The organism is Alcaligenes phenolicus, from assembly GCF_032063905.1.
Lineage (GTDB): Bacteria > Pseudomonadota > Gammaproteobacteria > Burkholderiales > Burkholderiaceae_B > Alcaligenes > Alcaligenes phenolicus.
This window is the reverse complement of the sequence record NZ_DAMBOE010000004.1, coordinates 70,315-89,485: the sequence shown is the minus strand read 5'-3', so window position 1 is coordinate 89,485 and position 19,171 is coordinate 70,315. Positions and strand designations below refer to the sequence as shown.

Genomic DNA, 19,171 nt, shown 5'->3' with positions numbered 1-19,171 from the left:
TGTCTGAAACTGGCGCAGACACAGTAAAAATAGCGCCCGATACCAGACATCTGGCTCATGAATCCCTTTACCGTGCAAAATCCATCCATGCCGTCTTCTTCTTTTTCGTATTCTTCTTCCCTGGACCAGTTAGCCGCACAGGACAGCCAGGCGCTGGATGTGCTGTACGACCAGGAAGCCCCCTTGATGCTGGCTTTGGGCCAGGCCGTATTGGGCCGCCGCATTGATGCCGAAGAGGTTCTGCGCGATAGCTTTGTCTTGCTATGGAAGAACGCCGCCGGCTATGACCCCGATTTAGGCGAAGGGCGCGCCTGGATTTACAGCATTCTGCGGTTCAGGCTACTGGCTCGCCTGCGTCAACGCGCGCAAAGCGGCGATAGCAATTACGCCCTGCCTGCCATCAAGCCGCAAGCCGGCCAACGTTTCATCCCTGCCATGGGCAAGCTGGATGGCACCAGCCAACGCGCCATGATCCATGCCTATCTGCACGGCAATAGTTACGAGCAGCTGGGCCCTCAGCTGAACCGTTCCCCCGCACAATTGCGCGCTGTGGTCCAGCATGGCTTGCAACAGCTCACTCCCCTGATCAATGAAGGCAACGCCAACGATCCGCGCCATGCAGTGATGATTGGCGAATACACCTTGGGTTTGCTTAGCCAGCATGAACTGGCCCAAGCCCATACCCTGATGCAGCAAAATGATCAGGCAGCGCGCCTGGCATTGGCTTGGGAGCAAGCGTGGCTGGAGCTTGTGGACTGCTTGACCCCCACAGTGCCCGCCCCCACCAGCCTGGCTCACATTCACCATACCCTGGGCTTGCCACCGCCTGCTGCACGTCGTCAGGCTGGGAACACAAGCAGTCCGGCTGCTGAAGCCCCCAAATCGGAACGCACTGACAAAGCCAGCACAAGCGCTCCCGTTAGCAAAGCGGAGCGCCAGGAACCCAGTATCAAGATCAGTACTCCGGCAGACCAGGGCACCAAAGCGGAAGCTGCCACTCGCACTGAGCCTCGCTGGTCCGCCAACAGTTCGAACGACAAGGTTGACGATCACACACCGCCCTTCCCCACCTTACTGCGTGCAGACTCCGACCCAGCCACCAAAGCAGTTGCTGTCACAGCCGAAGCAGCGCCGACAGCACCAGCCAAGGTCGCAGACAAGAAAAAGCCCGCCAAAAGCGAGCCTGAGTCAGTCCCGGTAGAGAATAAACGCAAACCCGAACCTGTTGATGGCGAACGCAAGTCTCGTGGCTTTGCCATGCCCATGCCTGTTTTGTGGGGCGGCTTGGCGGCGGTCGTGATTCTGGGCCTGGTGATTGCCCTGCTCATGAACATGAACTCGGAGCCACCTGTCAACGTCATTGAGATGAAGCCACGTCAGGCGGCCATCCTGCAGGCCCCTGGCCAATCCTCTACTCCGGCCTGGATTGCAACAGTAGACCCACAAGGCAATGTCCTGCTGGTACCCAAGGTCAGCACTGAAGTCAAAGCAACGCAGTCGGTACAGCTATGGACACACACCCCACGCGGCACACAAATTCGTTCATTGGGTTTGATTGACCCCAATCGCCCCATCACCGTTCCTGCGGCCTTGATTGGCACCGTAGAAGATGAGCAGATTTTTGAGATGACACTGGAAACCGAAGGCGGTTCCAATAGTGGCGCACCGGAAGGCCCCGTTCTGTATATTGGTCGCATCGTAAGCTTCGGGCAGTTGGATAACCTGCCCAAGCCCAACACGGAAGCTAGCTCGTCGGCAACCCGCTCTTGAAAGCGGCATCCAGCCGTTCCAGCTCGTCGATTTCCTCGACAGTGAAGCCCGCCTCCAGGCGGGCTTCGCGATTAAAGGGGCCGCGCAAACGCGGTGCGCGATAGCGCTGCGCCAACTCGCCATACGTAGCAAAATCAGGCAAGCCTTGTTCCTGGCAGACTTTGCGATACCAGTAATTTCCCAACGCTACGTGCCCGACCTCATCCCGCAAGATGATGGCAATAATCGCGGCGGCTTTTTCATCGCCAGCATCCAGCAACTTCTTATGCACCAGGGGGCAGGCATCCAGCCCCCGTGCTTCCAGAGTACGCGGCACCAAAGCCATACGCGCCAGCAGATCAAAGCGTGTTCGCTCTGCCATCTCCCACAAGCCATCATGGACAGGCAAATCCCCATAGCTGACCCCCAGCGTTTGAAGATGATCGCTCAGCAGCTCAAAATGCAAAGCCTCCTCTACCGCCACCTGTAACCAACCCGCATAGAATGCGTCGGGCAAACCGGGATAACGCCACAAGACATCCAAAGCCAGATTGATGGCATTGAACTCAATATGCGCCAAGGAATGCAATAAGGCTGCTCGCCCCTGGGTCGTACGCACGGACCGCTTGGGAACATGCTGAGGGCTCACAAAACGCAAACCCTCGGGCCGTCCCGGTACGCCGGGCGGCTCTTCCAAATGTTCATCTGCCCCTACGGGCAAGCCATGGGCAATCGCTCGTACTGCTGCCAGCTTGGCTGCCGGCTCTTGTACTAACAACGCCTGCAGAGCCTGACTACGTAAGTTCACTGCTAATCCCTTCCATGAAAAAAGGCCGGCACCAAGGCCGACCTTCGTTCCTGCTTAACAATCCCGGATTACTGAGCCGAGCCCGGATCCGTCATTGCCAAAGCTTGATCCAGCATTGCCTGGATCTGACCCAAGTTGGTGCGCAGGGCCTGCATCTCCTGACCGGTCAGGCGCACAGCGGCTTCCTGGTCAAAAGGCATATCCGGACCATCGCCCAGACGATTGCGCGCACCACTGATCGTAAAGCCTTCGTCGTACAGCAAACCGCGAATCCGGCGTATCAGCAGCACCTCATGGTGCTGGTAATAACGTCGGTTACCGCGTCGCTTGACGGGCTTTAACTGCGTAAACTCCTGCTCCCAATAACGCAGGACGTGGGGCTTGACCAAGCAAAGCTCGCTGACTTCACCGATGGTGAAATACCGCTTGGCAGGGATAGGTGGCAAGGTCGCCGTCTTTTCGTTTGTGCTCATAGCCACTGATGCTCATCGACAATAGGAGTGATTTTACACGTTCAGTCAGGCAAAACTGTACGCAAACGTACCAGGGCTCAGTCCTGGTCATCCTCGGGCGCCACTGGCGCCCCTTCGACTACACTTTTGAGCTTCTGACTGGCGTGGAATGTCACCACGCGTCGCGCCGAAATCGGGATGACCTCGCCCGTTTTGGGGTTGCGACCAGGACGCGGGGGTTTGTCCCGGACCTGGAAATTACCAAAACCGGACAACTTGACCTCGACACCGTCAGCCAGGGAGTCGCGGATCTCGGCAAAGAAAGTATCCACAATATCTTTGGCTTCGCGTTTATTCAAGCCAACACGTTCAAACAAGAGTTCAGCCAGATCTGCCTTGGTCAGAGTACGCTCTACGTTCATTGTGTCTCCTTATGCTCGTGCCCGTGCGCCATGCGCAGACACCAGTGCCGCCAACAATGCTTCCAGGCATTGCTCGACGCGTTCATCGTCCAGCGTGCTTGCGCTGTCTTGCAGCCAGAAACGAATCGCCAGACTCTTTTCCGATGCATCGTTCTTGTCGCGCCAGACGTCAAATAACTGAATATCCTTGACGATAGCCGCTTGCGCTGCCGTGCTGCGCACCTGGTTCAGTGTATCCAGCACAGCTTGATAGGATACGTCCTTATCCAGCCAAACCGCTAGATCTCGTTGCACAACGGGTTGCTTGGATACTTCCTGAGCGTGCACCACTTCGTCGTGAGAGATGGCATCAACATCCACCTCAAAGACGACTGGCGCTTGATTCAAGCCAAATTCGCTCAACCACTGAGGATGAATTTCACCGATCCAGCCTATGGTTTTACCATCCAGTTTCACACTGGCGCTACGACCTGGGTGCAAGGCCGGGTGAGCTTCAGGCTCGAAACGGACTTGAGCAGCACGTTGGCCCAGCAAAGTTTCCAGATCGCGCTTGACGTCAAAGAAGTCGACAAGACGATCGGGCTGTCCCCACTGCTCGGTCACAACAGGGCCCCAGGCAGCGGCCGCAATGCGGTTGGGCTGATGGATCCCGGCCACGGTCAACGGACCATTTTCTTGAGAGGCATCGCGCATGAAGACGCGGCCAAACTCGAACACACGCACGCGCGACTGACGGCGGTTGGCGTTGCGTTCAATATTTGCCAGCAAACCAGGGATCAGACTGGTACGCATCACCGCCAACTGGCTGGCAATGGGGTTCAGCAAACGGATAGGGTCAGCCTGTCCGTTAATGTCTTTTTCCCAGGATTCCTGCACAAAGGAGAAGTTGATCACTTCCTGGTAGTCCTGGGCGGCCAATACAGCGCGCAAGGCGTGCGGACCACGCAAGGACTCAACTGGCACACGCATTTGTGCGGCAGCAACCGGAGGCAGGTCAGGAATATTTTCAAAACCGTAGATACGGGCAACTTCCTCGATCAGGTCTTCTTCAATCGTCAAATCGAAACGGAAGCTGGGAGGATTGACCGTAAAGACACCGTCAGCCACCGAGAAGTCCAGGCCCAGCAAGGTGAAGATGCCCTCAACCTGCTTTTGATCCAGAGGAATACCCAGAACACGGCGGCAACGATCCAGGCGCATGGCAACGGGCTTGCGCTCGGGCAAGGCCACCACTTGGTCATCCATAGGTCCCGCTTGGCCGCCGCAGATTTCCAGGATCAGCGCTGTGGTGCGTTCCAGATGCTGGGTAATGGAGTCGAAGTCCACGCCACGCTCGAAACGGTGGCTGGCGTCGGAAGAAAACTTGTAGCGACGGGCACGGCCCATGATGGCTTCTGGCCACCAGAAAGCGCCTTCCAGATACACATCTGTCGTGTCCAGCGTGACGGCACTTTGTTCACCACCCATGATACCGGCCATGCTTTGCGGCACATCGTTAACCGCAATCACACCCACATCGGTATCCAGCTCGACATTCAAACCGCTCAGCAGCTCCAGCGTCTCGCCTTTACGTGCCCAACGCACTTCCAGGCCAGCCTGTACGTGCTGCAAATCGAACACGTGCGTAGGACGGCCCAATTCCAGCATGACGTAGTTGGAGATGTCTACCAATGCGGAGATCGAACGCTGGCCACTGCGCTCCAGACGGGTTTTCATCCAGTCCGGGGTTTTGGCACGCGCATTGACGCCACGAATCACACGGCCGGCAAAACGGCCGCACAAATCAGCGTCTTTCACGGTAACGGAAACGCGATCTTCAATCGTGACAGGAACAGGAGTGAAGTCTGGCAGTGTCAGTGGCTCGCCAGTCAGGGCGGCTACTTCGCGTGCCACACCCAGCACGGACAGGCAGTCCGCACGGTTAGGCGTCAATTTCAATTCGATAATCTGATCATCCAGATCCAGCAGTTCGCGCAGGCTTTGGCCCACTGGCGCGTCAGCATCCAGTACCAGCAAACCATCGTGATCTTGCGACAGACCCAGTTCGCGACCCGAGCACAGCATGCCGGCGGACTCCACGCCACGCATTTTAACCGGGCCAATTTTCATGCCACCGGGCAGCTCTGCACCAACACGGGCGACCGGGATCTTGATGCCTTGAGCCGCATTGGGCGCACCGCACACAATCTGCAGCAGCTTGCCCGAGCCGTCATCAACCTGGCAAACGCGCAGGCGGTCAGCGTCGGGATGGGGGGCAATTTCAGCGATGAAGCCAACGACAACATGCTCAAAAGCAGGCGCAGCAGCTTGAATTTCTTCAACCTCCAAGCCAGCCATCGTCAGTTGATGACCCAGTTCTTCAGTTCCCAGTTTGGGATTCACAAAGCGGCGCAGCCACGATTCGGAAAATAACATGATGCAAAGATGGAGACGTAAAACGGCGTATACCGGAACCGACCGGGCCTAAAAGGCCCAGCGGCGCGAAGTAGGAATCAACGATTGAACTGCTTCAGAAAGCGCAGATCGCCTTCAAAGAACTGGCGCAAATCGTTAACACCATAGCGCAACATAGTCAGGCGCTCCAGTCCGGAACCAAAGGCGAAACCGATGTAACGCTCTGGGTCCAAACCGAAATTGCGCACCACTTGCGGGTGAACCTGCCCGGAGCCGGAGATCTCCAGCCAACGGCCCTTGTTGGGGCCGGAGGAGAACATCATGTCGATCTCGGCGGATGGCTCGGTAAAGGGGAAGAAAGAAGGTCGAAAGCGCACGACCAGATCGTCGCTTTCAAAGAAGGCGCGCAGAAAGTTCGTGTAAACGCCTTTCAGATCGGCAAAGGAAATATCCTCGGCAATCCATAGCCCTTCCACCTGGTGGAACATGGGCGAGTGGGTAGCATCACTATCGACACGATAGGTGCGGCCGGGAGCAATAACCTTGATAGGGGTCTTATTCATGCGCGCATAACGCACCTGCATGGGGCTGGTGTGCGTGCGCAGCAAATAGGGCAAACCCTGCTCGTCGTTCATATCGATATAGAACGTGTCTTGCATCGAACGAGCTGGGTGATTCTCTGGATTATTCAGAGCAGTAAAATTTGTCCAGTCATTTTCGATTTCAGGGCCGTCAGCCACATCGAAACCGATAGAGCGGAAAATGGCTTCAACACGCTGCCAGGTCTGGATCACCGGGTGGATACCACCGGTGCCACGACCACGGCCGGGCAAAGTCACATCAATTTGTTCTTGAGCCAGTCGCTGGTTCAATTGTTCTGCCGCCAGGGCAGCACGACGATCGTTCAGCAGATCTTCAATTTCGCGCTTGAGCACGTTGATGCTGGCACCGGCTGTTTTTTTCTGCTCCGGCTCCATCTGGGCAAGGCCTTTCATCAAGGCAGTGATGGCACCTTGTTTGCCCAAAAATCGAGCTTTAGCGTTTTCCAGCGAAGCGGCGTCCTGAGACTGCTCAAATAAGGCCCGAGCCTGGGCAATCAGATCGTCGTGGGAGGAAGTCATGGCGTGTTACTTTCCAAAAACAAACGGAGCCCCAAAGGCCCCGTTTGTGAACTATACAGTCAGATACCGCTTAAGCAGCCAGAGCGTTCTTAGCCTGTGCAACAACAGCAGCAAAACCTGCCTTGTCTTTAACAGCCAAGTCAGCCAGAACCTTACGGTCCAAAGCGATGGAGGCTTTGTTCAGGCCGGCGATAAACTGGCTGTAGCTCATATCCAGTTCGCGGCAAGCTGCGTTGATACGGGTAATCCACAGCGAGCGGAATACGCGTTTCTTGTTACGGCGGTCACGGTAGGCGTACTGACCTGCCTTCATGACAGCCTGTTTGGCTATACGGAATACATTACCGCGACGGCCGCGAAAACCTTTGGCCTGGGCAATTACTTTCTTGTGGCGTGCGCGTGCGTTAACACCGCGTTTTACTCGTGACATGTTCGATTCTCCCTAATCAAGCGAAAGGCATCATTGCTTTTACGGAAGCGACGTCGGCTTTATGAACCTCGACGGCACCGCGCAACTGACGTTTGTTCTTGGTCGTCTTCTTGGTCAGAATGTGACGCTTGAACGCTTGGCCCCGCTTGATGGAACCGCTACCACGAACCACAAAGCGCTTGGAGGCGCTTTTTTTGGTTTTCATTTTAGGCATGAAATTACTCGACTAATTTGTGTCTGCGGGTGGTCGCCTAGGAAGCTGGCTGACACTTGTATGACCCAAAACAGGCACTTATTTTTTTCTTTGCCCGCTGCCAGAACAGATCCAAACAGGGGAAAAGCTCTTGATTATAGGGTGATCCCTGAAGGATTGTCCAGATATCAAAGGGATTTTTTGTAGTAGGGCCGTTGTCGGCAGGCCATAAAGGAAAACAAGAAACAATGACCCAGCCGGATGCGCGTCAGCAGACGCGATCCGCTCAATCCTTGCGGAAGACTCCACCCGCCTCTAAGCATTTCACAAGCCCTCATTACTACGGGTGATCCCAAGGCATGGATCAGCCCACGCTTTACAACACCTTGTTGTCAGTGCTTCCCCACCACCGTTCGACCTTTGATTAAACAGTCGCTGCGCAGCTGTTTATTTCATGCATCGCATGCATGGTATCTATTTTCCAAACATCCATTCCACACCTAACAACGAACTTTAAATATAAATAAATAGCGAACAGACCGTTAAAAAACAAAATCAAAACACAACCAAAAAATAATAAAAAAACAACCATCGATTAAATAAAAAATCAATTAACTTGAAAACCAAAGCAGCCAGCACACCATAGGCAGCCAAAGCAATTCAAGTAAGAGCACATATTGCAAGCCAACTCATAACTGGCAACGACTGTAAGATTTTCATATATTTCAGAAACGTCTTTGACAATAATTTCGCAATCAACTTAACTAATAAACAACCAACAACAAAACCAAATTAAAAGTTAAGGTCTTTTAAAAAATCGATTATCTCAAAAGGAAAATCGAAAAAGACTTTTTGATGCAGCAAAAACCCTTTTTAATTTCGGAGTATTACCATGAGCACGATTACTGACCACAAGCAGGTATTGGCATGGATTAACGCCCTGGACATTCCCGACGCCCCGGCCGGCGGCAACCGTGTAGCCGCACGAGCGACCAGCAGTGCCGACGAAGATGGTGCCGTCGTTGCCAAAGCCAGCATCCCTTGCTTTGTCAGCGGACTGACCGAACAATCCCGCGCCGACGTGCAAAACAGCACCTTGTTGATGCAACTGGCCGCTGACAAGAAATACCCCAACGAAAATGATCGCGAAAAATGGTTCAAGTTTTACTCCGATGGGCTGACCAACCTGGGCTGGGGTAGCAGCAGCAGCTTCTTTGAACGCTTCCAACCCAAGAATACGGACGTCACCATGGACCAGGTCGTACTGGAGGTGATACTGACAGTGGTTAACAACGTCAATAATCCGCTATACAAAATCGCCCAGGAAACATTCGGCGCCTTGAACAAGCCTGCCAATCAAAAGCCCATGAAGCTGTTTGACCACAGCAGCACCAAAGAAGACCGCGGCAAATTCCAGATTCTGCCTGCTGGCCAGGACCAGCACGGCACCGTCAGCATGGTGCTGACCGCCATCAATGCACGGACCGACATCCAATCCGGCAGCTTCCTGTTCTGGAAATGGAGCAAATCCACCGCTTGGCTCTACCGCGCAGCCAACCTGATTGTGCTCAATGAATCGGTGTACTCGAAGGTACGCCAGGCAGTCATCGACAAGCTCGGCGATAACGCTGTGAACTTTGTGCTGGATCTGGATATTTAAGCACTGAATCAAGCCCGGCCTGTAAAGCCGGGCAGTGCGCTTGCAGACACTGGATTCAACAAAGGAGAATCAAGATGGCTTTTTCTACTGAGCAAACCTATGTGGTGTCAGGCAATCTGATTTCTGCCACCACAGAAGACACCAATACGCTGAGCTATGAAGACTTTATCCATTCCAACCTTTTGGCCCAGATGGGCGCCGACAAAAAACTGGGCTCCCGCTTTGTTGACCCCGCAGGCTGGCTGAGTTTTTTCAAGAATACAGTAGGCAATCTGTTCTGGAACCTGAGCGAGCAGGGAACCAGCACGTTGAAAATCTCAGCCGGTACCGCAAGCATCACCGTGCAGCAAATACTGGAGCAGAGTTTTTTCAAACGGCTCAACCAAGCGCAAATCGATAGCGCCACGGCAAGTGTTGATCTGTTTAGTCAACTCTCTGAAGATGATCCTGCCTTCATCCTCTATAACGCGAAATCACATGCCCAGATCTCTACGGCTACCAAGGTGATCAAGCCACCCCAAAAAGAGACTTATAGCGTCAACTTGCAAATCAGCATTGCCCATACAGGGTCGGAAATCGCACTGTGCAATATTTTCTTCCAAACCAGCCAGGCAGTCAGCGACGAATTATTCACACAGAAATTCGCAATCAAAGATCTGATTGGAAACATTAATGTGTTTTATTTAAAGGCTCTACTCTCCGAGACCAATTACGGCCACATCAGGCAACAGGTTATCGAAAAGCTGGGTGAGAACATCAACACCAATATTGTGCTGGTAGCCGATAACAGCGATAAGCCCTCCCCCCCTTCTCCCACAGAGGCGCGCAGTTTCATACGCAGCCTGAAAATCTAATCCAGCAACGCACAGGCCCACCATGAAAGCCATGGCGCCTGTCGCCCTCAGCCTACAGTCAGCCCAATCCTGCCACACCTAGCGACACCCGCCTTCTTCTTACCTCGATTCAAGGCAATTCAGGCCGGAACTGCAATGCTTCCGCGATATGAGGTCTGGCAATCTGCTTTACTCCGGCCAGGTCCGCAATTGTCCGCGCTACCCGCAAGACTCTACCCTGCACTCGCTCTGACCAATGCCAGCGCTTGCGTGCACTGGCCAGTAGCTGCAAGGCCTCCGCAGACAAGCCCCCATGCTCTTTCAAACCAGCCACTGACAGACGAGCATTTCGTACCGCCTGACGTGCCAACTGCCTCTCGATCGCCTCCTGTACCCGCAGCCTGACCTGGCTGGACGCCTGTGCTGCTTGATCACGCTCCGGTTCGGACTCGCTTAAGGTCACCAAAAGATCAATCCTGTCCAGCATCGGCCCCGACAGGCGCTGCCGATACAACTCCCGTTGAGCAGGAGAACACCGACACGCCCGATGACGGCTCGCCGCCCAGCCACAGGGGCATGGGTTCATGGCAGCCACAAATTGAAATTGCGCCGGAAAGACCGCTTGCTTCTGGGCACGAGAAATATGCACGCAGCCCTGCTCCAGCGGTTCGCGCAACGCCTCCAATGAACGCCGACTGAACTCAGGCAACTCATCCAGAAACAGTACGCCATGATGAGCCAGCGAAACCTCCCCCGGTCTTGGGCGGCTACCGCCTCCAATCAAGGCAGGAGTAGACACACTATGATGTGGAGCACGAAAAGGGGGTCGCCTGCTGAAAAAATCCTGTTCCTGCACAAAGGAATACAAGGCGGCTACTTCCAGCTGAGCGTATCGCTCCAGGTCTGGCAATAGACCCAGCAGACGTTGAGCCAACATGGTCTTGCCCACACCCGGCGAGCCATTTAACAAAAGGCTATGGCCACCCGCAGCGGCCACTTCCAAAGCACGGCAAGCCAAAGGCTGCCCCAGCACGTCCGACAAGCAAAGTTGTTGGCCATCATTCCACTCTTCTGGCCACGGCCTGGCCAATGCGGGTTCCAGCTCCTTGTCCCCTCGCAGATACCCCGCCGCCTCTGCCAAACTGGCAACCCCGTAGACCTGCAGGTCAGGAACATGGGCCGCCATTTCTGCGCTCTGCGCAGGCAAAAGCAAACAAAGCTCCGGATGCCGACGCGCCATACCCAGGGCAATCGTTAGCGCACTCTGCACAGGAACCACGGCCCCCGTCAAAGACAACTCCCCGGCCATGACATAGCGCTCCAGACCGATAATCGCTTGCTCGCGCTGCTTATCATCTGGGCGGCTCAACTGCCCGCTGGCCAATAAAATCGCCAGAGCCACAGGCAAATCAAAACGCCCCGAATCTTTGGGCAAATCAGCAGGAGCCAGATTGATAGTCAGTCGGGCAGCGGGAAAGTCAAAACCACTGGCTTGCAAGGCAGCCCGTATACGCTCCCGGCTTTCGCGAATACCGGCATCAGGCAAACCAACAATATTAAAGGCGGGCAATCCCGGGGCGACATGCGCCTCGACACGTACGTCTATAAAATCCAGGCCCGACAAGGCACAACTGTTCAACACGGCCAAGGACATATGCCCTTCTCCCTTTCCAAGGCAAACATTCAGTCTGCCCGCCAAGAGAAATAGTCTCCAGATGCCTGTCTTAAAACATCACTGCGTACTTGTACGGCCCCAGGGTCTTACTGAACCTGCACACCCATGGAGCTGACCAGCTGGACGGCCTGCTCTACGGACAAACATGCGCCTTGGAAAGAGTTATTCAATTCGTACAAGGTGATGCTGCCCAGTTCCACACTGCGAAGGTCTGCTCCCTTGAAGTTCACCCCTCTCAAGCTGGCGCCCCTCAAACTGCCGCCTTCAAATACGGCATCCTGAAAATTGCAGCCGCCCAAGTCCGCATCGGAGAAATCCAGTTGCACCAGATTTTGCTTACGGAAATTAATGGCGCGCAAAGTAGCACCCACCAGCTTGCACTCGCGCAGGCTCAGGTCCAAACCACGGGTTTCGTTGAAAACAGCACCGCTTAGCTTGGAACCCTCGATCTGCAAGGAAGCGATTTGGGTGCGCACCCACTTGCTCAAGTGCAGATCACAAACCCTAAAACACGCCGAACTGAGATCAGCCAAGCTGAAATCCGCTTGACCCAGCTTGCAACGCTGCCAGACCGTGTCTTGCAAATGCGCCCGTGTAAAGCGGGTATTCAAAAAACTGCAGCCCGAAAACTGCAAACCATCCAGCTCCAGACCCGACAGATCCTCATCATCAAAACTGCAGTTCTCGAAACTCAAAGACTCATGGGAGGCGGCCAAAAGATCAACCAGTTCATCTCTTGTGATCTGGACATTACTGACGAGCATGCTGCTTTTCCTTCAAAAAAAACTGAGCCAGCTTTATTGAGCTGGCTCTTTCATGATCTGTTTCGTCTAATCCGGCACTGATCTGAACAAGGCCTAACGGCCATTAGGCAAACCCAAATGCGACAAGCGCCATGCAATGATCAAACCCAATACGGCAAAACTAACCGTCGCGACCCAAGCCCATTGCCATCCACCCAAAGCATGTACAACCGACGCCACAACAGGGGGGCCCACAAACTGACCCAGAGAAGAACATTGCTGTACCCAGCCCACCGAGGTCGAAGTGGTCTCCGGCGAAGGTGCTGCCGTGACCGACAGGAAGAACAAGGTAGCTGGAATCAAGCCGCCCACAATCGAAAACAGCAGGATGGCGACAAACTGAACCGCCAAGCTTTGTGTCAGCCCAAACGCAAGAACCGCACATGCGATCATGCCCAAGTAGCCTGCCTGCAGCAGCCTATGAGGTGGGATACCTGCATGCAAACAGCGCCCTGCCCCCAGATTACCCACGACATTCCCGGCAGCAATCGAGGCTGTCAGCAAACCGGCGGTGCCGACTGCTATCTGCGCCTGATTGTAAATAGTGGGCATGAAACCCACGACCGCTGCCCATTGCGCCGCGTACACACCAAAGGCCAAAGCCAGCAACCAAACCCGGCCGGAGCTTAAAGTCGTGCGTAGCAGACTGGACCAGCGGTGAGCAGAGGTGTGCTGCGCCGCACTCCTGGTTTGAGTCTGAGAATCCGGTGGCACCAGAAGGAAGGTCAAAATCATGAAGATGGCTGTCAAGATACCCAGAACCACCCACAAGGTACGCCAGGAGCCAACTGCCAACCAGGCCGCGCCAGCCCACAGCATCAAGACTGCCCCGGCGGGCATATAACAGCCCCACAGCCCCATGACTCGGCTCAAACGCGCCGCATCAGTAATACGTTTGATCAAGGCGGGAATAGGTAGCACCACCATCAGAAAGCCGCAGCCTTCTATCATGCGGCCCAGCAACACCAGCGTGCTATGTTCAAACAAGGAGCCGATTAACGAGGCCAGACTCAAAATACCCAGCCCCGTCAAAATGCAGCGACGCAGACCAATTTTCTCGGAGATCAGGCCTATGCATAGCCCCAGCAACATCCCGGCCATTTGCACACTGGCCAGCAGAAAACCTGACTGCACCAGGTCCATGCCCAGTTCGCGCTGCATAAAAGGCAAAGCCGGGGGTACTTTCCACACATGCAGTGCAGCGCACACCCCGGTCAAGACAAGAAAGACAGCAATAAAAAAGGGGCTGGCCGATTGTTTGCCCCCAGGCCTGGTGACTGTATTCAAATGAAGTGATCAGCCTTGGCTGCCCTCTTGAGCAGAGGTGTCACCATCTTGAGGAACAGGAGTTTGACGCCCTTCCAGGGCTTGCAAACGTGTTTCCAGAGCCGCCACACGAGCCAATGCGCGTTCCAGCATCAGCTTGTAGGTATCAAACTCTTCACGAGTAACCAGGTCCATACGGTTGAAGGCCTGACCCATAAAGGCTTTTACATTGCGCTCAATATCGGCAGCCGGACTTTTGGCGATCAGCTCCGAGACGTTTTTTTGCAGATCTTCCAGCCATTCGCTACGATTAATCATGGTCCTCTCCTGAAAATATTGACACTACCAGCAGTATAGAAAAAGCGGGTGCCAAAGGCACCCGCTTTTTGCATTTGGCCTGACAATCAGCCGAATTATTCAAGCCTTAAGGTTTGGCTTGTTCCGAAGGCACGGAAGATGGCGAGGAATCAACACCATTACCCAGCTTGTCCTGGATGGCTTTGTCAGCCTTGGCAGCACCATCTTTAATGGCATCACCCGTACGGCTGGCAGCATCGGCTACTGCATCCTTGGCTTCACCAGCTTTTTCAGCGACTTTATCGCCAGCAGCCTTGGCATCTTCCTTCAAGGAGTTGGTATTTTCCTTGGCGTTTTCTTTCTGTTCCTCTGCTTCTTTTTTGACGTCGTCAGCAACTTTAGCGGCGTCCTGCTTCAGTTCTTCCGTTTTTTGCTCCAGGGACTTGTCAGCCTCTGGTGCGGGTGGAGTGGCAGGTGCTGTCGATTGTGGAGCAGCGACAGGAGCAGGTGGCGCGCTCGTAGCGGCTTTGTCGTCCTCTTTGGAACACGCAGCCAAAAGAGTCATCGAAGCAGCAGCGGCCATGACAGCAAAATGAGCACGAGTCAGTTTCATAAGATTTCCTTCCTACTATTCCAAGGTCGCTAGATAGAATGGGCCGATGCCTGGTGCGACTTCCGGCTCGGCCTTGGGTCTGTTACAACTCCCCTAGAAGCCATTCTATCGGTGCTGAGCACACAGACCAATCTATTAGTGTAAATCCTGATTTCAATTATTCTGACGATATAGCTCAAGCTTCATGACAAACCCTTTAACAACAAGCACCTAGCAAGCGACCAGGTTCCTATACGCTGTTACAAATGGAATCCCTCATGGGGCTACAGCCGGGGTTTGTTACATATTTGCCAATTAAATTGGCCTGTTTTCAATTACTTAGGCGGCTAAGGTAGCCAGATCGATGCGCTCGGCACGGTTCAAGGCACTGGCAACTTTCACGCGCAAGGCATTGGAATGCGATAGGCGCACTTCCTTTTTCACATCCAGCAGTTGCTGCGGATGCATGGAGAATTCTTTCAGGCCCAGCCCCAGCAACATGCGAGTCACCGACGCATCCCCCGCCATTTCCCCACAGACCGCCACCGGTTTGCCGGCACGGTCGGCCGCGTTGATCGTGTGTGCAATCAAACGCAAGACGGCGGGGTGCATGGGGTCGTACAGGCTGGCAACCTCAGCATCGCCCCGGTCTACAGCCAGAACATATTGAATCAAGTCATTGGTGCCGATGGACAGGAAATCCAGTTCCTGTACAAAGGGCTCAATGGCAATGGCGATGGCGGGCACTTCCACCATGGCCCCCAATAAATAGTTCCGTGCGAATGGGGTACCGGATTTTTCCAGTTCCCGAGCTGCCGACTCAATAGCCTGACGACTGGCATGCACCTCGTTCATGGAGGAAATCATGGGGATCAAAATACGGATTTGTCCATGCAAGCTGGCACGCAATAAAGCACGTAGCTGGGTGGCAAACATCTCGGGCTTGTCCAGACAGTAGCGAATTGCACGCAAGCCCAAGGCCGGGTTAGTCGCTACCGTGGCGTCTCCATCCAGAGTTTTATCAGCCCCAATATCCAGTGTACGGATAGTGACGACCTTGCCCTTCATGGCTTTCACCACGCGGGAGTACGCTTCGTACTGTTCCTGCTCGGAAGGCAAATCCGTGCGTCCCATGAACAAAAACTCGCTGCGGAACAAGCCAATGCCATCGGCGCCGGCTTTCAAAGCCAGCTCCGCCTCCTCGGGAAGCTCGATATTGGCTTCCAGGCGGACGTTGATCCCATCCAATGTCATCGCTGGAGCATCCAGCAATTCTTCCAGTTCGGCCCGTTCGCGACGATAGGCTTCCTGCCGCTCCCGGTATTCAGCCAGCACTTGCTCCGACGGGTTCACAATTACCGCACCCGAGAAGCCGTCCACAATCAGAAAGTCGCCATCGCGAATCAGACTGCGGAAGCTGCCCAAACCCACTACTGCAGGAACACTCAAGCTGCGAGCCACAATCGCTGTATGCGAGGTGGGCCCACCCAAATCCGTCAGAAAACCGGCGAAATGACCACCGCGCAAGCGCAGCATGTCTGCCGGGGAAATGTCGCGTGCTACCACAATCAGCGGCTCTTCCTGAACGGCTGAAAAACCAGGCAGCAAAGCAGGCTTGCCTGCCAGAACGCGCAATACGCGCTCGATAACCTGGCGTACATCAGCACCACGCTCGCGCAGGTATTCGTCTTCCATTTGAGAGAACTGCTCAACCAGCATCTGACCTTGTGAGGTCAGCGCCCACTCCGCGTTGTAGTGACGCTCGGCAATGATGGCGCAGGTTTGCTGCGTCAGCATGGGATCGTCCAGAAGCAGACTGTGCACTGTCAGGATAGGTGCAAGCTCGCGTGGAGCATCTACAGGTAGCTGGTCAACCATGGCACGAAGTTCGTCACGAGTACTGGCCATGGCGCTAAGCAGGCGCTGGCTTTCAGAATCGACGTCTTCGGCCGCAATCCGGTAATGAGGGACTTCCAGTGCTGCTGCGCTCATTACCACGGCTTTGGCAATGGCATACCCCTTACCGACTGCTTGGCCTTGAGCGGTAAACATCGCGGACAAATCAGACGCCGGGGTTCGAGCTGCAGCACTATTCATGACCAGATTTCTTCCTTATTCGTTTTCACCAAACTTGGCGTCAAACAACGCCTGAATATCATTGAGGGCCTGATCGGCATCGTCACCCTGGGCATCGACAACCACAGTGACCCCCATTCCGGCGGCCAGCATCATGACACCCATAATACTTTTTGCATTCACGCGCTGAGAACCACGCGCGATAAAAATCTCACTGCTATAACGGCCGGCCAACTGGGTAAGCTTGGCTGCTGCCCGTGCATGAAGACCTAATTTATTACTGATCGTGATGGATACGCTAGGCATAAGGGCAACTGGAAAAATGAAAGTGAAAATTCAAATTAGCAATGGCAGTCGGCGTGGACAATGCCACGCAATGCACCTGCCATGACATCCTGAGCGAACTGCTCGGGATTGTCACGTCGCTCGGTCAAGGCTTTCAACACCATGCACATATTGGTGCCGGTCAATAAATAAGCGCCCTGCCCTTGATCTTGCAAAGCTTGCTGGACTCGACGTGCCACATTAAAGGGGGTGGCGCCGTAAAGGTCACACAGTATCAGTGTGGCGGGCGAGTCCGGCGCTTGCGTTTGCAGCTGCCCCAGCAAGCGGTCTACCGCCGTATCCGTGCATTCGTCGGCCTGAATGTCAAAGACAAACAGATCAGGCTTTTCACCCAGGACGTGCTCGGCACAGCTGGCAAACGCACTGGCCAGGGGCTCGTGCATGATCAAGGCAAGGCGTATCACGCGCGTCCCGTCGCTTGTTCGACGGCCTCGGCAAAACGCTGTGCAACGTCAAAACCTGTCTGCTCAGTAATTTCAACGAAACAGGTGGGGCTGGTCACATTGATTTCCGTGACATAGTCACCAATCACATCCAGACCAATCAGCAGCAAGCCACGTGCGGCCAGCACAGGGCCCAGGGTACGGGCAATGTGCCAGTCGTGTTCGGACAATGGCTGGGCGACCCCGCGACCACCTGCGGCCAGATTGCCGCGTGTCTCGCCCGCCAGGGGAATACGAGCCAGGGCGTAAGGTACAGGTTCGCCGTCGATGATCAGGATGCGCTTGTCACCCTTGACGATTTCAGGGATGTAGCGCTGCGCCATAATGGTTTGCGTACCATTGGCTGTCAGCGTTTCCAGGATCGCACCCAGATTGGGCTCGGGATCTTGCAGACGGAAAATACCCATGCCGCCCATGCCATCCAGCGGCTTGACGATCACATCCTTGTGTTCCTGGTGAAAGGCGCGCAAACGGGCCATGTCACGGGTGACCAAGGTGGGTGGGGTAAATTCCGGAAATTCGGTAATAGCGAGTTTTTCGGGGTGATTGCGAATGGCCGCGCCCGAATTGAATACCTTGGCCCCCTGCTCCTGCGCAAAGCTGAGCAAGTGCGTGGAATAGGAGTACTCCATATCGAAAGGCGGGTCTTTGCGCATGATGACTGCGTCAAAGGCATTCAATTCCTGCTCGGTGGCAGGTTCGGGATGTGTCCACCACGAAGGCGCACGCAAATCGGCATCTGCAGCAATGCTGACAGCCTGACTGCGCGTACGAACCCGGCTTTGGGAAATGTACAAATCAGACTGCAAGGTTACGCTGACGCGATGACCACGCGCCAGGAATGCACGCATCATGGCAACGGAGGAATCCTTGTAAGCCGACAGGCTGGGCAAGGGATCAATGATGAATAAAACGTGCATATGACACCTAGAGAAAAACGCCTTTGCAGCCGGGCTGCAAAGGCGATTGTGCCCGACCCGCTACTTGGGAGCGAGTCGAGCGACGCATAATGCTCCTGGGCGGATCCAGGCAGTATCGTGCAAGAGTATCAGGACGCTTTCTTGCGAGGCGCCAAGACCATGACCATTTGACGGCCTTCCAGCTTGGGCATGGCTTCTACCTGACAGATTTCGCTGACTTCGTCGCGAATCCGTTCCAGTACGCGCATACCCAGTTCCTGGTGAGCCATTTCACGACCACGGAAACGCAAGGTCACTTTAACCTTGTCGCCATCATCAATAAAACGCTTCACATTACGCAGCTTGACCTGGTAGTCGCCTTCATCCGTACCGGGACGGAATTTGACTTCCTTGATCTGAATGATTTTCTGCTTGGCCTTGGCTTCTTGTTGACGTTTCTGTTCCTGATAGCGGAATTTGCCGTAGTCCATCAAACGGCACACCGGTGGTACAGCCGCAGGGGCGATTTCCACCAGATCCACATCATGCTGTTCTGCCATTGCCAAGGCGTCAGGCACCTTGACGATACCTAGCTGCTCACCCTCGACTCCAATGAGTCGCACCTCTGGAATACGAATTTCACCATTGATGCGATGTTTTTTCTCGGTTGCGATGTCGAAAACTCCTAAAAATGTCGATAAAAACGATAGCGT

Annotated in this window: 20 protein-coding genes; 3 read left to right on the top strand and 17 right to left on the bottom strand. The window is 54.6% G+C overall.

Features of this window, described 5'->3' with window-relative positions:
- The first annotated feature begins 57 nt into the window (after positions 1-57).
- The gene (locus U2949_RS10030; RefSeq protein ID WP_321287479.1) at positions 58-1,770 is read left to right on the top strand and encodes an anti-sigma factor domain-containing protein; all 1,713 of its coding nucleotides are present in this window, start codon (positions 58-60) and stop codon (positions 1,768-1,770) included.
- Here the strand turns inward: U2949_RS10030 and U2949_RS10025 are convergent.
- The 7 genes from U2949_RS10025 to rpmI form a co-directional block, all read right to left on the bottom strand.
- Positions 1,745-2,557 (bottom strand): ferritin-like domain-containing protein, encoded by an 813-nt coding sequence (locus U2949_RS10025; RefSeq protein ID WP_321287477.1) that lies wholly within the window; start codon positions 2,555-2,557, stop codon positions 1,745-1,747. The genes U2949_RS10030 and U2949_RS10025 overlap by 26 nt on opposite strands.
- A 68-nt stretch (positions 2,558-2,625) precedes the next feature.
- Positions 2,626-3,030 (bottom strand): MerR family transcriptional regulator, encoded by a 405-nt coding sequence (locus U2949_RS10020; RefSeq protein ID WP_003800357.1) that lies wholly within the window; start codon positions 3,028-3,030, stop codon positions 2,626-2,628.
- 77 nt (positions 3,031-3,107) lie between these two features.
- On the bottom strand, positions 3,108-3,431 hold the full coding sequence (locus tag U2949_RS10015) for an integration host factor subunit alpha (RefSeq protein ID WP_009454385.1): 324 nt from the start codon (positions 3,429-3,431) through the stop codon (positions 3,108-3,110).
- Positions 3,432-3,440: 9 nt separating this feature from the next.
- Positions 3,441-5,846 (bottom strand): phenylalanine--tRNA ligase subunit beta, encoded by a 2,406-nt coding sequence (gene pheT / locus U2949_RS10010; protein WP_321287475.1) that lies wholly within the window; start codon positions 5,844-5,846, stop codon positions 3,441-3,443.
- Positions 5,847-5,923: 77 nt separating this feature from the next.
- The gene (gene pheS / locus U2949_RS10005) at positions 5,924-6,946 is read right to left on the bottom strand and encodes a phenylalanine--tRNA ligase subunit alpha (RefSeq protein WP_321287473.1); all 1,023 of its coding nucleotides are present in this window, start codon (positions 6,944-6,946) and stop codon (positions 5,924-5,926) included.
- A gap of 70 nt (positions 6,947-7,016) precedes the next feature.
- On the bottom strand, positions 7,017-7,376 hold the full coding sequence (rplT, locus tag U2949_RS10000; protein ID WP_009454390.1) for a 50S ribosomal protein L20: 360 nt from the start codon (positions 7,374-7,376) through the stop codon (positions 7,017-7,019).
- A 16-nt stretch (positions 7,377-7,392) separates the two neighbouring features.
- Positions 7,393-7,590: a 50S ribosomal protein L35 gene (gene rpmI, locus U2949_RS09995; RefSeq protein ID WP_003800367.1), complete on the bottom strand. Its 198-nt coding sequence runs from the start codon at positions 7,588-7,590 to the stop codon at positions 7,393-7,395.
- An 871-nt stretch (positions 7,591-8,461) separates the two neighbouring features.
- Between rpmI and U2949_RS09990 the strand changes: the two genes are divergently transcribed.
- Both U2949_RS09990 and U2949_RS09985 read left to right on the top strand, forming a co-directional pair.
- A complete protein-coding gene (locus tag U2949_RS09990) occupies positions 8,462-9,229 on the top strand; it encodes a hypothetical protein (RefSeq protein WP_026482673.1) in 768 nt (255 codons plus the stop codon).
- Positions 9,230-9,303: 74 nt separating this feature from the next.
- Positions 9,304-10,083 (top strand): hypothetical protein, encoded by a 780-nt coding sequence (locus tag U2949_RS09985; protein ID WP_321287470.1) that lies wholly within the window; start codon positions 9,304-9,306, stop codon positions 10,081-10,083.
- Between the two features lie 109 nt (positions 10,084-10,192).
- Here the strand turns inward: U2949_RS09985 and U2949_RS09980 are convergent, their stop codons facing one another.
- From U2949_RS09980 to infC, 10 genes are all read right to left on the bottom strand, one after another.
- A complete protein-coding gene (locus U2949_RS09980) occupies positions 10,193-11,716 on the bottom strand; it encodes a YifB family Mg chelatase-like AAA ATPase (protein ID WP_321287468.1) in 1,524 nt (507 codons plus the stop codon).
- A 107-nt stretch (positions 11,717-11,823) separates the two neighbouring features.
- The gene (locus U2949_RS09975) at positions 11,824-12,501 is read right to left on the bottom strand and encodes a pentapeptide repeat-containing protein (protein WP_321287466.1); all 678 of its coding nucleotides are present in this window, start codon (positions 12,499-12,501) and stop codon (positions 11,824-11,826) included.
- A 93-nt stretch (positions 12,502-12,594) separates the two neighbouring features.
- Entirely contained in the window at positions 12,595-13,749 is a 1,155-nt protein-coding gene (locus U2949_RS09970; RefSeq protein WP_321287802.1) for an MFS transporter, read from the bottom strand.
- Positions 13,750-13,836: 87 nt separating this feature from the next.
- Entirely contained in the window at positions 13,837-14,124 is a 288-nt protein-coding gene (locus U2949_RS09965) for an accessory factor UbiK family protein (RefSeq protein ID WP_009454398.1), read from the bottom strand.
- 106 nt (positions 14,125-14,230) lie between these two features.
- Positions 14,231-14,716, bottom strand: a complete 486-nt coding sequence (locus U2949_RS09960) for a hypothetical protein (RefSeq protein WP_026482678.1) — start codon at positions 14,714-14,716, stop codon at positions 14,231-14,233.
- A 318-nt stretch (positions 14,717-15,034) separates the two neighbouring features.
- On the bottom strand, positions 15,035-16,747 hold the full coding sequence (gene ptsP, locus U2949_RS09955) for a phosphoenolpyruvate--protein phosphotransferase (RefSeq protein WP_321287801.1): 1,713 nt from the start codon (positions 16,745-16,747) through the stop codon (positions 15,035-15,037).
- A 60-nt stretch (positions 16,748-16,807) separates the two neighbouring features.
- On the bottom strand, positions 16,808-17,077 hold the full coding sequence (locus U2949_RS09950; RefSeq protein ID WP_003800381.1) for an HPr family phosphocarrier protein: 270 nt from the start codon (positions 17,075-17,077) through the stop codon (positions 16,808-16,810).
- Between the two features lie 35 nt (positions 17,078-17,112).
- Entirely contained in the window at positions 17,113-17,520 is a 408-nt protein-coding gene (locus U2949_RS09945; protein ID WP_009454402.1) for a PTS sugar transporter subunit IIA, read from the bottom strand.
- The gene (gene gshB / locus U2949_RS09940) at positions 17,517-18,479 is read right to left on the bottom strand and encodes a glutathione synthase (RefSeq protein ID WP_026482680.1); all 963 of its coding nucleotides are present in this window, start codon (positions 18,477-18,479) and stop codon (positions 17,517-17,519) included. The genes U2949_RS09945 and gshB overlap by 4 nt, the downstream gene beginning before the upstream one ends.
- Before the next feature lie 128 nt (positions 18,480-18,607).
- Positions 18,608-19,132, bottom strand: a complete 525-nt coding sequence (gene infC / locus U2949_RS09935) for a translation initiation factor IF-3 (protein WP_080584954.1) — start codon at positions 19,130-19,132, stop codon at positions 18,608-18,610.
- Positions 19,133-19,171 lie beyond the last annotated feature (39 nt).

Excerpts from the sequence above, each read along its gene's own strand:
- U2949_RS10030 (WP_321287479.1), top strand. The coding sequence starts at position 58 with ATGAATCCCTTTACCGTGCAAAATCCATCCATGCCGTCTTCTTCTTTT.
- U2949_RS10020 (WP_003800357.1), bottom strand. The coding sequence starts at position 3,030 with ATGAGCACAAACGAAAAGACGGCGACCTTGCCACCTATCCCTGCCAAG.
- U2949_RS10015 (WP_009454385.1), bottom strand. The coding sequence starts at position 3,431 with ATGAACGTAGAGCGTACTCTGACCAAGGCAGATCTGGCTGAACTCTTG.
- pheT (WP_321287475.1), bottom strand. The coding sequence starts at position 5,846 with ATGTTATTTTCCGAATCGTGGCTGCGCCGCTTTGTGAATCCCAAACTG.
- pheS (WP_321287473.1), bottom strand. The coding sequence starts at position 6,946 with ATGACTTCCTCCCACGACGATCTGATTGCCCAGGCTCGGGCCTTATTT.
- rplT (WP_009454390.1), bottom strand. The coding sequence starts at position 7,376 with ATGTCACGAGTAAAACGCGGTGTTAACGCACGCGCACGCCACAAGAAA.
- rpmI (WP_003800367.1), bottom strand. The coding sequence starts at position 7,590 with ATGCCTAAAATGAAAACCAAAAAAAGCGCCTCCAAGCGCTTTGTGGTT.
- U2949_RS09990 (WP_026482673.1), top strand. The coding sequence starts at position 8,462 with ATGAGCACGATTACTGACCACAAGCAGGTATTGGCATGGATTAACGCC.
- U2949_RS09985 (WP_321287470.1), top strand. The coding sequence starts at position 9,304 with ATGGCTTTTTCTACTGAGCAAACCTATGTGGTGTCAGGCAATCTGATT.
- U2949_RS09980 (WP_321287468.1), bottom strand. The coding sequence starts at position 11,716 with ATGTCCTTGGCCGTGTTGAACAGTTGTGCCTTGTCGGGCCTGGATTTT.
- U2949_RS09975 (WP_321287466.1), bottom strand. The coding sequence starts at position 12,501 with ATGCTCGTCAGTAATGTCCAGATCACAAGAGATGAACTGGTTGATCTT.
- U2949_RS09965 (WP_009454398.1), bottom strand. The coding sequence starts at position 14,124 with ATGATTAATCGTAGCGAATGGCTGGAAGATCTGCAAAAAAACGTCTCG.
- U2949_RS09960 (WP_026482678.1), bottom strand. The coding sequence starts at position 14,716 with ATGAAACTGACTCGTGCTCATTTTGCTGTCATGGCCGCTGCTGCTTCG.
- ptsP (WP_321287801.1), bottom strand. The coding sequence starts at position 16,747 with ATGTTTACCGCTCAAGGCCAAGCAGTCGGTAAGGGGTATGCCATTGCC.
- U2949_RS09950 (WP_003800381.1), bottom strand. The coding sequence starts at position 17,077 with ATGCCTAGCGTATCCATCACGATCAGTAATAAATTAGGTCTTCATGCA.
- gshB (WP_026482680.1), bottom strand. The coding sequence starts at position 18,479 with ATGCACGTTTTATTCATCATTGATCCCTTGCCCAGCCTGTCGGCTTAC.